General features: G+C 46.9%; 12 protein-coding genes. 7 read left to right on the top strand and 5 right to left on the bottom strand.

The features are described 5' to 3' along the window. Positions 1 to 51: 51 nt before the first annotated feature. The 5 genes from CSUNSWCD_RS07860 to folE form a co-directional block, all read right to left on the bottom strand. Positions 52 to 1,044, bottom strand: coding sequence for an iron-sulfur cluster assembly scaffold protein NifU (locus CSUNSWCD_RS07860; protein ID WP_009495533.1), 993 nt, complete (start codon positions 1,042 to 1,044; stop codon positions 52 to 54). Positions 1,045 to 1,428: 384 nt separating this feature from the next. Then, complete coding sequence (locus tag CSUNSWCD_RS07855; protein ID WP_009495530.1) at positions 1,429 to 2,607, bottom strand: NifS family cysteine desulfurase; 1,179 nt, start codon at positions 2,605 to 2,607, stop codon at positions 1,429 to 1,431. 378 nt (positions 2,608 to 2,985) lie between these two features. Beyond that, entirely contained in the window at positions 2,986 to 3,666 is a 681-nt protein-coding gene (locus tag CSUNSWCD_RS07850; protein ID WP_009495523.1) for a hypothetical protein, read from the bottom strand. Positions 3,667 to 3,781: 115 nt separating this feature from the next. Then, complete coding sequence (fliI, locus tag CSUNSWCD_RS07845) at positions 3,782 to 5,086, bottom strand: flagellar protein export ATPase FliI (RefSeq protein ID WP_009495521.1); 1,305 nt, start codon at positions 5,084 to 5,086, stop codon at positions 3,782 to 3,784. Continuing rightward, on the bottom strand, positions 5,086 to 5,688 hold the full coding sequence (folE, locus tag CSUNSWCD_RS07840) for a GTP cyclohydrolase I FolE (RefSeq protein ID WP_009495520.1): 603 nt from the start codon (positions 5,686 to 5,688) through the stop codon (positions 5,086 to 5,088). The genes fliI and folE overlap by 1 nt, the downstream gene beginning before the upstream one ends. A gap of 140 nt (positions 5,689 to 5,828) precedes the next feature. On the opposite strand from folE, the gene tig reads away from it, so the two are divergent. Genes tig through purN form a run of 7 tightly spaced genes read left to right on the top strand, consistent with a single transcriptional unit; the run spans position 5,829 to position 12,790 of the window. Next, a complete protein-coding gene (gene tig, locus CSUNSWCD_RS07835; protein WP_009495518.1) occupies positions 5,829 to 7,145 on the top strand; it encodes a trigger factor in 1,317 nt (438 codons plus the stop codon). Next, complete coding sequence (gene clpP / locus CSUNSWCD_RS07830) at positions 7,145 to 7,735, top strand: ATP-dependent Clp endopeptidase proteolytic subunit ClpP (protein WP_002949394.1); 591 nt, start codon at positions 7,145 to 7,147, stop codon at positions 7,733 to 7,735. The genes tig and clpP overlap by 1 nt, the downstream gene beginning before the upstream one ends. Positions 7,736 to 7,745: 10 nt before the next feature. Next, positions 7,746 to 8,783 carry a GGDEF domain-containing protein gene (locus CSUNSWCD_RS07825; RefSeq protein WP_034964649.1) on the top strand — a complete coding sequence of 346 codons (1,038 nt, stop codon included), beginning with the start codon at positions 7,746 to 7,748 and terminating at the stop codon, positions 8,781 to 8,783. Next, complete coding sequence (def, locus tag CSUNSWCD_RS07820) at positions 8,780 to 9,292, top strand: peptide deformylase (RefSeq protein ID WP_009495513.1); 513 nt, start codon at positions 8,780 to 8,782, stop codon at positions 9,290 to 9,292. Before CSUNSWCD_RS07825 ends, def begins: the two co-directional genes overlap by 4 nt. Further along, a complete protein-coding gene (locus tag CSUNSWCD_RS07815; protein WP_009495510.1) occupies positions 9,289 to 10,809 on the top strand; it encodes a YifB family Mg chelatase-like AAA ATPase in 1,521 nt (506 codons plus the stop codon). The genes def and CSUNSWCD_RS07815 overlap by 4 nt, the downstream gene beginning before the upstream one ends. Continuing rightward, the gene (locus tag CSUNSWCD_RS07810) at positions 10,806 to 12,227 is read left to right on the top strand and encodes a bifunctional ADP-dependent NAD(P)H-hydrate dehydratase/NAD(P)H-hydrate epimerase (protein ID WP_009495508.1); all 1,422 of its coding nucleotides are present in this window, start codon (positions 10,806 to 10,808) and stop codon (positions 12,225 to 12,227) included. Before CSUNSWCD_RS07815 ends, CSUNSWCD_RS07810 begins: the two co-directional genes overlap by 4 nt. Then, positions 12,209 to 12,790, top strand: a complete 582-nt coding sequence (purN, locus tag CSUNSWCD_RS07805; RefSeq protein WP_009495507.1) for a phosphoribosylglycinamide formyltransferase — start codon at positions 12,209 to 12,211, stop codon at positions 12,788 to 12,790. Before CSUNSWCD_RS07810 ends, purN begins: the two co-directional genes overlap by 19 nt. The last annotated feature ends 423 nt before the right edge of the window (positions 12,791 to 13,213 follow it).

Below are 13,213 nucleotides of genomic sequence, written 5' to 3'. Positions count from 1 at the left end.
TTTAATCAAATTTGAGCCCTAAGTCGCGTCAAATTTGCCGTCTAAAGCAAATCAGATAGGTAGGACGCGGATATTTGGGCTGAGGTTTTCTTGAAGCACGTTTTCGATCGCGTATAGCGTGCCGGTCGCACCGCTAGCGCAGCCGCTACAAGCACCCATATAGCGGATATAGACGTCAAATTTACCCTCGGCGTCTTTTTGTAGATCGAGGATCTCCATGTCGCCGCCGTCCATCATCAGCATTGGGCGGATCTCTCTATCGATGACGCTTTCGATGGCCTTTAGCTGGCCCACGACAGTCATGCTCTCAAAGCTCACGTCGTCAAATTTGCCAGAAACCTGCGCGTCGATGACGGCCTGCTTTTTCTCCTGCTCCATCTCGGCTCTGGTGTCTGCGAGGATGTCCACGAGATAATACTCGCGCTTTTCGTGTCCGCCCGGGCGCACGCAGGACTTGCAAAAGGCGCCTGCTTTGGTGTATTGCGTGATCTCCTCGACCGTGTGTAGGTCGTTTAGGCGGATGACCTCTTTGATCGTGCCTAGGCTCACGCGCGCGCACTCGCACACGATGATCTCGTCTTCGAAATGCTCAGGATCCACGCCCTTGTACTGCGCTGCGGCGGCCTTGATGACGTCGTAGGCCATGACCGAGCAGTGCATCTTTTGCGGCGGGACGGCAGGGACGTCCGGGGTATCGCGCATGGCTTTTTCCACGTCGATGTTGGTGATTTTGACCGCTTCGTCCACGGTCTTGCCGACGCAAAGCTCAGCCATCGTATCAGAGCTCGCCACTGCCGTGCCGCAGCCAAAGCTTTTAAATTTAGCGTCCATAATGCGGTCGGTTTTCTCGTCTACGAGCCAATATAGCCTCACTGCGTCGCCGCAGCTCTCTGCGCCAAAGTCCGCCACGATGAGCTTACCGCCTCTTGCTTTTGCCTCGTCCTCGGTGATCTCGCCCATAAATTTGGGGTTGTTCATGCGGTCTTGGACGTTTTGGGAGTATTCGTCCCAGATGGAGCCGCCTATTAAATTATTTTTTGCCATTTTATTTCCTTTTTAGAGGCGTTGTCTTTTTGCTTTATACTTCGTTAAAATCTCGCTCAGCTGCGGTTACGGACGACTAGTCCGCGCCCTTGCTTCGGTCGATTTTGCCTCGTCTAAACCAAAAATACTGCCGCCTGCTTCCTTTTAAATTTAACTCAAATTTGGACTTTTTAGGCTCAAATTTCAATTAAATTTAACTTCAAATTTGACCGCAAAACATTAAGGCGAAGTATTTTGTAGAAACATTTTGCTTCGCAAAAACGCTACGCTTGTTTTGAGATGAATTTGAATGTTGTGCTGAAATTTCCGTCCCAAGGCTAGACATATAGTCTGCCACAGGGCGAAAATTTTAAACTCATTCAAAGGCGCTCAAAAGGCAAGCCGTTACTTGCCGTTAGGGTTGTAAGCGTACGTGCTTGAAATAGCTCGCAACCTCACCACCGCCTTTTTGATATGCTCTATCGCGTAGTCGATCTCTTCTTCGGTATTAAACCTCGACAGCGACAGTCTTAGCGCCGTATGCGCCAGATCGCTACTAGCTCCGATGGCTTCCATTATCGGGTTGCTCTCTAGTGTCTCGGATGCGCACGCCGAGCCTGTAGATGCCGCGATACCGGCCTGATTTAGATCCCATAGCATCGCCTCGCCCTCGACGCCTTTTATGGCCGCCAGGATGGTGTTTGGTAACCTGTGAGCGCGCTCCCCCACGACCGAGACGTCTGGTAGCTGCAGCAGCGCATCCTCGAGCTTATCGCGCAGGCGTCTAACGTGCAAATTTTCAAACTCGATTAGTTTGTTGCTGTTTTCCAGCGCTTGCGCCATACCGACGATACCCGCGACATCGAGCGTTCCGCTACGTCTGCCGCCCATGTGCTCGCCGCCGTGAAGCAGACTAGTTAGCTTTTGCGAATCCTTGATGTATAGGCCGCCTACGCCCTTTGGTCCGTGAAATTTATGCGCCGAAAAGCTCATAAAGTCCATGCCCATCTCGCGCACGTTTATCTTGATCTTGCCCACGGTTTGCGTCGCATCGGTGTGAAATAGCGCACCGTGCTCGTGAGCGATCGCCGCGCACTCTTTTATCGGGAAAATAGTGCCTGTTTCGTTATTTGCCCACATGATGCTAACGAGCGCGGTTTTGTCGTCGATGAGCTTTCTTAGGTCGTTTGGATCGAGCAAGCCGTTTTCGTTTACGGGTACGTAGCTCACGCGCACGCCGTATTTTTTGAGAAACTCAAATGTCGCCGAGATCGCCGGGTGCTCGACGGCGCTAATTACGACGTGATCCTTTTCTTTATTTAATATATGATCGAAAAATACACCCTTAGCCACCCAGTTATTGCTCTCGGTGGCACAGCTTGTTACCACGATATCGTCGTTATCGCTCGCGTTTATGCCAGCATAGAGCTGATCCATCGCGCGGCGAAGCGCAGGGTGCGTCTCGGAGCCAAATTTATGAAGCGAGTTTGGGTTGCCGTATTTTTCATAAAAAAACGGCTTCATAAGCTCGAAAGCTTCGGGATCGACCATCGTCGTGGCATTGTTGTCTAGATATACTCTCACGCTTGACCTTTATCAATTAGGATATATTTTATCCCTTTTATTTTCGCGACGATAATATAACAAATTTTATAAATTTTTGATTAAAATTTTAGCTTAGTTTTTTCAAATTTAAGCGGTTTTTGATAGAGTTTATATATTGAATTTCCTTATCAAATAAGCAAAACATCGTCCTTTCGGTCAAATTTGAGATAAAAAGATAAAATATATCCTAAATTTAGTTTGATTTCTTAAGGTTTTAGAAAATTTAAAAATTAAAATTTTCGCATCTTGAGTGAAAATTTGGCGAAAATAATCCAAATTTTGCACCGACTCGGGATAAATTTGTATCTTTGCTCAGTTAAATTTGACGCGTGATAAAGACGAGAGCAGGCGTCAAATTTAAATCTGTTGAATGTTTCTGGCATCGTAAAATTTGATCGTCCAATGCGCGTCCGCGATATCGGAGCCCAGTTTCGCCCTAAAATACTCCCGCACCGCGGCGTAGTCTGATTTTGAGATGAAATAAATATTTATAACGCTCGTTTGGCTAAACAGGGCAAGGTTGCAAAAGTAGCTTAAATTTACGTCTTTGTCAAAGGCTCTGAGCACGCATTTGGCGAAAAAAATCAGTGCATAAAAAACAAATGCGGCCAAGACGAACATAAACGGGATCACTATCGAGGAAAGCGGATTTTTCGGTATCGTTCCTAAAATTTGATAGGGCGATTTTCGCATTTCGCGGACATCCGTCAAATTTATCGTTACTCCCTTTTTGGTTTGGAAAATTTTATCTTCGTAAAGGTAAACGAGCGAGGGATTTTTGAGTTTTTTGATTAGGTCGGCGGCGGCTAAAATATTCATAAGAATACCGCTACCAAACATCGAAGCAAACCTAGGGTCTCGCATTGCCTCTGCCCTAAAAACTTCCCAAAATGAGCCGCTTTGCCAATCTACCATGCCGCTAAAAAATATAAAAAACGTCATAAGAAGATTGATGCTAAATAAGAAGGCGCAGCCGGCCGCGATGCGGTAAAAATCGTCCTGTAAAATCAGCGGATTTTCGTCGTAGTTTCTGCTCAAATTTGATCCTTTGTGCGCCGCGCGATAAAAATATTTGGCTTAAATTTAACTCGTCAAATTTAAGAACCGGCAGGATAAATCGTGCACCAAATTTGCCCGAAAAGCCTAAATTTGACTAGTTTATCCCGCTTAGCAGCTCCTGCGTCTGCTCGAAGCTAAAGCCCTCTTCGGCGTCTTGTTTTAGGAAGTTATCTATAAATTCTTTTTTCGAGATCGCGAGGTCTAGCTCTTTGTCGCTGCCCTTTTGATACGCGCCGATGCGTAGCAGGACTTCGTTTTCTTTTAGAAGCGAGTAGAGGCGCTTTAGCTTGGCGGCGTTTGCTCTGTGCTCTTTGCTCGCGATGTCGCTCATCACGCGCGAGGCGGAGTTTAGGATGTTTATAGGCGGGTAGATGCCAAAGTCTGTCATCTCGCGGCTAAGCACGATGTGGCCGTCTAGGATCGAGCGGCTCTGGTCGGCTATCGGATCGCTCATATCGTCGCCGTCGACTAGCACGGTAAAAAAGGCCGTTATGCTGCCCTTGCCTTCCTCTTTGCCCGCGCGCTCCATCAGTTGAGGCAGTAGGGTGAGTACGGATGGCGGGTAGCCCTTGGACGTCGGCGGTTCGCCCAGCGCCAGCCCGATCTCTCGTTGCGCCATGGCAAATCTCGTCACGCTATCCATGATGAAAAGCACGTCTTTGCCTTGGTTTTTGAAGTATTCTGCCACGCTCATAGCGCAAAAGGCGCCGTATTTTCGCATCAGCGGGCTATCGTCGCTAGTGGCTACGATGACGACGGTGCCGCTTAGATCGCCGTGCAAATTTTTCTCGATAAACTCCGGCACCTCGCGGCCGCGCTCGCCGATTAGGGCGACTACCTTGATCGGAGCTTGCGAGTTTTTGACGATCATGCCCATAAGTGTACTTTTACCCACGCCAGAGCCCGCGAAAATGCCAAGTTTTTGGCCTTTACCGCAGGTTAGCAGTCCGTCTATGCTTTTAACCCCGACGCTAAAAATTTCATCTATTAGTCCGCGCTTCATCGCATCGATCGGAGCGCGCATTATCGGAGCGTACTCGGTCGCGGCGATCGCGCCTTTGCCGTCTTTTGGATTCATAAAAGGATCCACTACGCGCCCCAAAAGAGCGTCGCCGACGGGGATTTTCATACCTTGGTCGCTTTGATAGACGAAGTCGCCGATCTTATAGCCTTCTACAAAGCCAAAGGGCGAGATGAGCGCGGTATTTTGCCGCACCTCGGTCACCATCGCCAGCCCGCTTTTACTCTTGTCTTTAGCGCAAATTTGCACGATGTCGCCGATACTGGGGCGAAGGCCAGAGATCTCTATCGTCGTAGCAGAAATTCGTTCTATCACGCCAAAGACGCTAGAGAGAGATAAATTTGCCCCCAGCTTTGATTTTAAGCTATCTAAATTCACTAAAATCTCACTTCTTTGTGCGAATTTATGAGGGAGAAAAACTCGCGTCTAGTCTCGCTACTCTTTAAAAAGCAGCCCCGCAGAGCCGACGTAGTAGTGGTCGAGTTGATCTTGCCCACGCCTCGCATCTCCACGCACATGTGGCGCGCCTCGATGACGACACCCACGCCTTTTGGCTTGATGACGTCTTGCACAGCTTCGGCGATTTGCTCGGTGAGCTGCTCTTGGATCTGCAGGCGGCGAGCAAATATATTTACCATGCGTGGGATTTTGCTAAGGCCCACGACCTTGTGATTTGGGATGTAGGCTACGTGCACGCGCCCGAAAAACGGCAACAAATGATGCTCGCAAAGGCTGTAAAATTCGATATCGCGCACGAGCACCATTTCGTTATTCGAGCTGTCAAATAGCGCGTCGTTTAGTACGACTTTTGGGTTTTGCGAGTAGCCGCTCGTTAAAAACTCATAAGCTTTAAAAACGCGCTCGGGAGTTTTAACCAGCCCCTCTCTGTGTGGGTCTTCGCCGACTAAATTTAGCATCTGCTCGACGCAGCTTTCAAACTTTTCTTTTTTTAAATTCTCATTTTTTAAATTTTCTTGCATTTGCGTTCCTGATTCATTTCGCTATTTAAATTTTGATAAACGATTTTACTTAAATTCGCCTTTCGCGCGCTTAAATTTATACTATGAATAAGGAAAATTTTGCTACACTCTAGGAAATTTTTATTTTTTAAAGGAATTTAATGCAAATCAAAACCAAGGCGATCGACGCCGTAAACGCTTCGCTAAGTGCGAAAATACCGAGCGCGGACGTAAAATCCAAACTCGAAAACGCTGCTAAAAAAGCTGCGAAAAATATGAAAATAGACGGATTTAGAGCGGGCAAAGTGCCCGTGAACGTAGTTCTAAAACGTTACGAAAAAGAACTAACAGCCGATGCCGAGCAAGACGCGCTAAAAGACGTGATAGACGCTGGACTAAAAGAGCTAAATAGAAAATTTGAAGAGGTTATCGGCGAGCCGATCGTGACTAAATTTGATAGAAGCGAGAACGAGATAGACGCTGAGATCGAGCTTTCGTTTAAACCCGTTATAAACATCGACGGCTACGAGGAGCTGATAGAAAGCGTCACCACTCCGCGCGTAACTAAAAAAGAGATCGACGAGAGAAAAAATGAAATTTTGAAAATGATGGCTCCGCTAGAAAAAATAGAAAAAGCCGCACTTGAAAAGGGCGATTTTGCTAAATTTGACTTCGAGGGCTTCGTAGACGGCGTTGCCTTTGAGGGCGGCAAAGCTGAAAACTACCTACTAGAAATCGGCTCAGGTCAGTTTATACCAGGCTTTGAGGACGGTATGATCGGGCTAAAAGTTGGCGAAGAGCGTGATGTGAAGGTTAAATTTCCGGCCGAGTACGGCGCCGCGCACCTTGCGGGCAAAGACGCGACGTTTAAAGTAAAACTACACGAAATCCAAGGTAAAAAAGTGCCTGAAGAGATCGACGAAGAGACGCTAAAACGCATCATGCCGGGCGAGGAAAAGGTAAGCGTCGAGCTGTTTGAAGAGAGACTAAAAGAGCAGATTAAAGCCGAGAAGCACGCTAAAAACGTAAACGAGGAGCTAAAGCCTAAATTTGCCGACGCGATCGTGGCTAAATTTAACTTCGATGTGCCAAAAAACATCGTAGAGCAAGAGATGGATATGCAATTCCGCAGCGCTTGGAGTAGCTTTACGCCTGAGCAGATGGCCAAATTTAGAGAGGATAAAGACGCTCTAACTAAGCAGCGCGAGACATACCGCGACGACGCCGTAAAAAGTGTGAAGCTAACGTTTATAATAGACGAACTAGCGCGCCGCAGAGATATCAAAGTAAGCGACCAAGAGCTGATCCAAGCGGTGTATTTCGAGGCGTATCGCTCGGGCGTAGATCCTAAGCAGCACCTTGAAAACTACAAAAACCAAGGAATTTTGCCTGCGATCAAAATGTCGATGATCGAGGAGAAGCTATTTAACGAGATGTTTACGCTAAAGAGCGATAAGAAAGAGAAAAAGGCGGAGTAATGAGCTACTACATCCCCTACGTCATCGAGCGTACGAGTAAGGGCGAGAGAAGCTACGACATCTACTCGCGCCTGCTAAAAGACCGCATAATAATGCTTAGCGGCGAGATCGAGGACGGCATGGCCTCTGCGATCGTGGCTCAGATGCTGTTTTTAGAGGCTGAAGATCCGGACAAAGACATATATCTATATATAAACAGTCCTGGCGGCGTGATAACGAGCGGATTTAGCATTTACGATACGATGAACTACATCAAGCCCGACGTCTGCACGATCTGTATAGGTCAGGCGGCGTCTATGGGCGCGTTTTTACTTAGCTGCGGCGCGCAGGGCAAGCGTTATGCGTTGCCAAATTCGCGCATCATGATCCACCAGCCTTTAGGCGGCGCGCGCGGACAGGCGACGGATATAGAGATCCAGGCGAAGGAAATCTTGCGTATGAAAGAAATTTTAAACGCTATCCTAGCTAAAAATACGGGTCAAAAACTAGCCAAAATCCAAAAAGATACCGACAGGGACTTTTTCATGAGTTCTGCCGAAGCCAAAGAATACGGGCTTATAGATAAAGTTTTAGAGAAGAGCTTTAAGTAAAGAGTAGATTTTGATAAAGTTGGATAACAAAAAAAACGAGACCGAAGTAGTAAAAAAAGATGATGAAAAAGCTGTAGATAGTAGTTTTAATATCTATAGCTTTTCTGAGGCTATCATTAGGGAGTTAGCCGAGGAAAATATTCCGTCAATCCCTAAAAACTACACCGTTTTTTTTGAAAAGATGCTCGAAAAACAGTCCGATGAGTTTAAGAAAAAAGTAGGCGAGATCATAAAGATCGAGGACGAGGTCGGCAGACTCGAGGACGATAGACAAATAAATATAGAGCGCGAAGTAAAAAATAGCTTTATGCAAATAAAAAGCATGTTACAAGCTGTCGCTCTCATATATAAAAATTTGGGAGTTTTAAAAACTATCATCAAAAAACGCTCGGAAAGCCTAGATCCAAATGTAAATTTGATCACGATACAAAGCGTCTTTAACTCTTTTAACGAAGACCTAAATAGACTAAATTCGCTAATGGATAAACACGTTGAGGTGATAAAAACTAGTTATGAGGAGATTGGAAAAGTTTTCAAACTAGTTGAAGAGCAGTCTATATATGATGAAAAATTTGACGTGTATAACAGAAAATTTTTCCTCAAGACGCTCGGTATCGAGTCTGAAAATATAAAAAAATACGACTATAAATCCTCTGTGATGCTACTAAAACCAAAGGATAGCGCGCTGGACGGTATCGGATCAAAAGGCAAGTTGGCCGTTTTAAAAAATATATCTCGCATGTTGCTTCGTACATCGAGGCGCAGCGATATCTTGTCGCACTACGGCGGAGGATGTTTTGCTATGCTGATGAAACATACCGACATAAGCGGCGCGCAAAAAGCCTGCAAACGTATAACCGATATGTTTTACGACACTTCTTTTATGCTAAACGGCGAGAAATACGAGTTTGATATGGAGGTCGTTACTTTTGATCTAAACATGACAAAAACTATCGAAGAGATGCTATCTTTGGCGCTTGATTCGCTTGTAAACACCGGCAGAGACGGCGAACACTTTTTGGTACTAGAGGACAAGACTGAAAAATGATACTAGAAATCCTAACCTATCCGAACAAAAAACTTTTCGTCAAATCGCTTGAAGTTAAAGTTTTTGACGAAAATTTGCATAAATTTTTAGACGATATGTATGAGACTATGATCGCTAAAAACGGCATCGGACTAGCTGCTATCCAGACGGGCGAGGCTAAGCGAATTTTGATCGTAAATTTAGTCGACGAAGAGAGCAAAGAGCAGCGCAAAGAGGATCTGCTAGAAATCATAAATCCTAAAATTTTGCGCAAAGAGGGCGAGATAATCTACCAAGAAGGCTGCCTAAGCGTACCTGGATACTACGAGGACGTAAAAAGAGCCGAGTTTATAACGCTTGAGTATCAAGACCGCTTCGGCAAGCGCCAAGAGCTCGAGGCGGACGGGCTTTTGTCGGTCGCGATCCAGCACGAGATGGATCATCTCGACGGACATCTTTTTATCGAGCGTATCGGCTACAACAAACGCAAAAAATTCGACAAAGAGTATAAAAAGCAAAAAAACGCATGAAAGCCCTAAAATGCGCCACTTATAATGACGAATTGCGGCTTGTGGACGTCGAGTCCAGCTTTAATCGCGGTTTGCCCGCACTTAATATCGTTGGTCTTGCGGGAGCCTCGATAAAAGAGAGTGCCGAGCGCGTAAAATCAGCGCTTTTATCGTTAAATTTCTCCTTTCCAGCGCAAAAAATCATCATAAATTTATCCCCATCCGACATGCCAAAATCCGGTAGCCACTTCGACCTACCCATCGCGCTTTTAATTGCTTTGCAAAAAGAGCGCGACTTTGAGCCGATTTTTGTGTTCGGCGAGCTGGGGCTAGACGGCGGCGTCAAAAGTACAGCGAGCCTTTTTTCTATCTTGCTTTTTTTGAGCGCGAAGGCGCCGAGTTCTCGCGTGCTGATCCCGCAAGAGATAGCGCAAAAAGCGGGCGCCATACCGAATTTAGAAATTTACGCCGTTTCAAATTTGGCCGAGGCGATCAAATTTTTCCTCGAGCCCGAATTCGCCGCCTCGCGCAAAGTCGGCGCCATTCATCCGCTTTTTTCAAATTTAATCAAAATCGGCGAAAAAAGCTTCGTAAAAAATCAAAATTTCGAGCTAAATTTTAGCGACGTTAAAGGCCAGAGTAGGGCAAAAAGAGCCTGCCTGGTGGCCGCTTGCGGTATGCATAATATTATCTTTGAGGGAAGCCCGGGATGCGGCAAAAGCATGAGCGCCAAGCGCCTGCGATACATTTTGCCACCGCAAAGCTTAGATGAAATTTTGCTCAGCTGCGCCTATAGTTCGCTAAATCAACAGGAGAGCGAATTTTCTGCACTCCGCGCCTTTCGTTCGCCCCATCATACGAGCACGCGCAGCTCGATATTTGGCGGCGGATCGAGCGCAGCTAGGATCGGCGAGGTTGGGCTGGCCAACGGCGGGATACTTTTTTTCGACGAGCTTCCGCACTTTGCGCCGCAAATTTTAGAGAGCCTGCGCGAGCCGCTGGAGGACTATAAAATCAACATTTCGCGGGTAAACTCAAAAATCACGTATGAGACCAAATTTATGTTCGTAGCCGCGATGAACCCGTGCCCATGCGGTAATCTACTCTCAAAAAATCTAGAGTGCAAATGCTCGGAGCTCGAGATCAAGCGCTATAAATCGCGTATTTCGGCACCCATACTAGACCGCATCGACCTTCACGTACAGATGGATGAGGTGGCCGCGAGCGACAAGAGCGATGTCACGAGCGAATCGATGTGGCAGACCGTGCTGCGCGTATTTGAGGCGCAAATCTCGCGCTCTCAAAGCGAGCTAAACGGCAAGCTTGACGACGAAGAGATAGCCAAATTTTGCATTTGCGACGACGAGGCGAGCGGCGTGCTAGATAATGCGACGCAGAGATTTTCACTCAGCCGCCGCGCTATTAATAAAACCCTAAAAGTCGCCCGCACGATCGCTGACATCGAGGGCTCGCGCATAATCAAAAAGCCGCATATTTTGGAGGCTTTGAGCTACCGAGTGAAGCAGGAGGGCGCATGAAAAAGCTATTTTGGGATACGGCGGAGCTTGACGCTAGAGCCGTGAGCGAGTTTGGGCTTAGCACCGAAGTTTTGATGCAAAACGCCGCTAACGCGTTAGCTAATGTCGTGCGAACTAGGTTTAAAAAATCATCGACCAAGCGCGGTAAAATTTTAGGCGTAGTCGGCAGCGGAAACAACGGTGCAGACGTGCTCGCCGCGCTTAGACTTTTGGGCGGCAAATTTGATTGTTTCGCATTTTTAGCCAGCGACAAACAAAACGAAACCTCAAAAACCGAGCTAACTAGGGCGCTAAAATGCGGCGTAAATTTGATCTCAAATTTGACGGAAAGCGGCGAATTTGACTGCATCATCGATGGGATTTTTGGTACGGGGCTTAGCCGCGAGCTAGACGAGCGAACGATAAATTTGATAAATCTACTAAACGCAAAACCCGGCTACAAGCTCGCCTGCGACATCCCGAGCGGACTCGATAAAAACGGTTTATCGCAAGGCGCGGTCTTTAAGGCGGATACGACCGTGACGATGGGCGCGCTAAAACTCGCGCTTTATAGCGATTTTGCAAAGGATTTCGTCGGGTGCGTAAAAGTCGCAAATTTAGGCTTCTCGCGTGAGCTTTACGAGACGCAGACGAGCTTTTATAAGCTTGGCAAGAGCGATTTAAATTTACCGTTTCGCGTAAAGCAAAACGCTAACAAGGGCGACTTTGGCCACGTGTTTATCGTTAGCGGCGAAAAGGTCGGAGCGGCGCGTATAGCGGGACTTGCCGCACTAACTATCGGTGCGGGACTCGTTAGCGTCGTGGGCGAAAATTTAGACCTCGAGCCCGTTTTGATGCAAAGCGCGCGCATAACGTCAAAAATGCGAGTCGGTGCCGTCGGCATGGGGCTTGGCGAGCTTAGTAAGGCGCAAAAAGACGAGCTTTTTAGCGAGCTAAAAACAAAAGATGCGCTCGTTATCGACGCCGATCTTTGCTACGAGCCGCGCACGCTTGGGCTTTTAAACAGCGAAAAAGTCGTGATAACGCCACATCCAAAAGAGTTTGCGAGCTTGCTAGGGCTTGCTAATCTGGGCAAATTTGATGCCGGCGAAGTGCAAAAAAATCGCTTCAAACTCGCTCAAGTTTTTAGTAGAAATTTTAAATGCGTGCTTGTGTTAAAAGGTGCAAACACCCTAATCGCACAAGGCGGCGAGGTCTACGTCATGACGCAGGGTAGCGCTGCGCTCGCAAAAGGCGGTAGCGGAGACGCGCTAAGCGGTATCGTTGCGGGGCTACTCGCGCAGGGTTATAGCCCGCTAAATGCCGCGATCTCGGGTACGCTAGCTCACGCTCTAGCCGCTCGCAAAATCAAAATCAACGACTACGCGCTCACGGCCGCGGACGTCATCAAAGGACTCAAATGCTTACGAAAAAAATAGCGGTTTTATTTAGCGGCGGCGGCTCGAATTTAGAGGCGATTTTAGAGGGGCTGCACGGCAAAGTTTTTGGCGAAACTAGGATCGAAGTCGCGCTAACGCTAACAAATAAAGCTAACGCAGGCGGCATCGCAAAAGCCGCGAAATACGGCCTAAAAAGCGTCGTCATCGAGCACGTTAATTTTACCTCGAGAGAGGAATTTGACGCCGCGGTCGTAGAGGAAATCAAGCACGCAAACGTCGATTTAACGGTGCTTGCAGGCTTTATGCGTATCCTCACGCCCGTTTTTACAAGCCAAGTTCGCGCGATAAATTTACACCCGTCGCTACTGCCGCTTTTTAAGGGCGCGCACGCGATAAAAGAGAGCTTTGAGAGCGATATGAAGGTGGGCGGCGTGAGCGTGCACTGGGTGAGCGAGGAGCTAGACGGCGGCAAAATCATCGCTCAGCGCGCGTTTGAAAAGAGCGCGGGGATGAGCCTTGAGGAATTTGAAGCAAAAATCCACGCAATAGAGCATGAAGTTTTGCCCGAAACTATCGTGCAAATTTTGACGGACAAAGAGTAAAATTTAACGAAATCTAGAGTAGCGTTGTCGTTTCTTTCCAAATTTCGCTAATTTCTGGGTTGCAAATTTAAAAGTTTAAAACGTAAATTTGCGGCAATATGATTCATGGCACCACTTGCCAAAATTGTATGACCGAGCTAAATTTGAAGCGGTAAATTTGCAAATTTGGCAAAATGTACATACTGGATAGTGCGATGCGAATTTGACAGCTTTGCCTATAGCTCAAATTTGAAACAAATTTACGTCTTTAAATACAAATTTATCTCTTAGTAATATCTGAAAATTTAAAGTCGAAAAGCAAAATAAGTTACGACAATAAACAGGTTAAATATCTAAATTTGCACCCAAGGCCGCGTCAAATTTAAAACCGAAAAGCAAAAAGAAATTCAAAAAGAAAGAGGCGGAGAATCTCCGCCCAAAAGT

The organism is Campylobacter showae CSUNSWCD (genome assembly GCF_000313615.1).
Classification (GTDB): Bacteria; Campylobacterota; Campylobacteria; order Campylobacterales; family Campylobacteraceae; genus Campylobacter_A; species Campylobacter_A showae_A.
The sequence above is the reverse complement of the archived record's forward strand: the minus strand, read 5'-3'. Positions and strand labels throughout refer to the sequence as shown.

Coding starts and splice junctions, on each gene's coding strand:
- CSUNSWCD_RS07810 (WP_009495508.1), top strand. CDS start 10,806: ATGAAAAAGCTATTTTGGGATACGGCGGAGCTTGACGCTAGAGCCGTG.
- folE (WP_009495520.1), bottom strand. CDS start 5,688: ATGCAAGAAAATTTAAAAAATGAGAATTTAAAAAAAGAAAAGTTTGAA.
- clpP (WP_002949394.1), top strand. CDS start 7,145: ATGAGCTACTACATCCCCTACGTCATCGAGCGTACGAGTAAGGGCGAG.
- CSUNSWCD_RS07860 (WP_009495533.1), bottom strand. CDS start 1,044: ATGGCAAAAAATAATTTAATAGGCGGCTCCATCTGGGACGAATACTCC.
- purN (WP_009495507.1), top strand. CDS start 12,209: ATGCTTACGAAAAAAATAGCGGTTTTATTTAGCGGCGGCGGCTCGAAT.
- def (WP_009495513.1), top strand. CDS start 8,780: ATGATACTAGAAATCCTAACCTATCCGAACAAAAAACTTTTCGTCAAA.
- tig (WP_009495518.1), top strand. CDS start 5,829: ATGCAAATCAAAACCAAGGCGATCGACGCCGTAAACGCTTCGCTAAGT.
- CSUNSWCD_RS07815 (WP_009495510.1), top strand. CDS start 9,289: ATGAAAGCCCTAAAATGCGCCACTTATAATGACGAATTGCGGCTTGTG.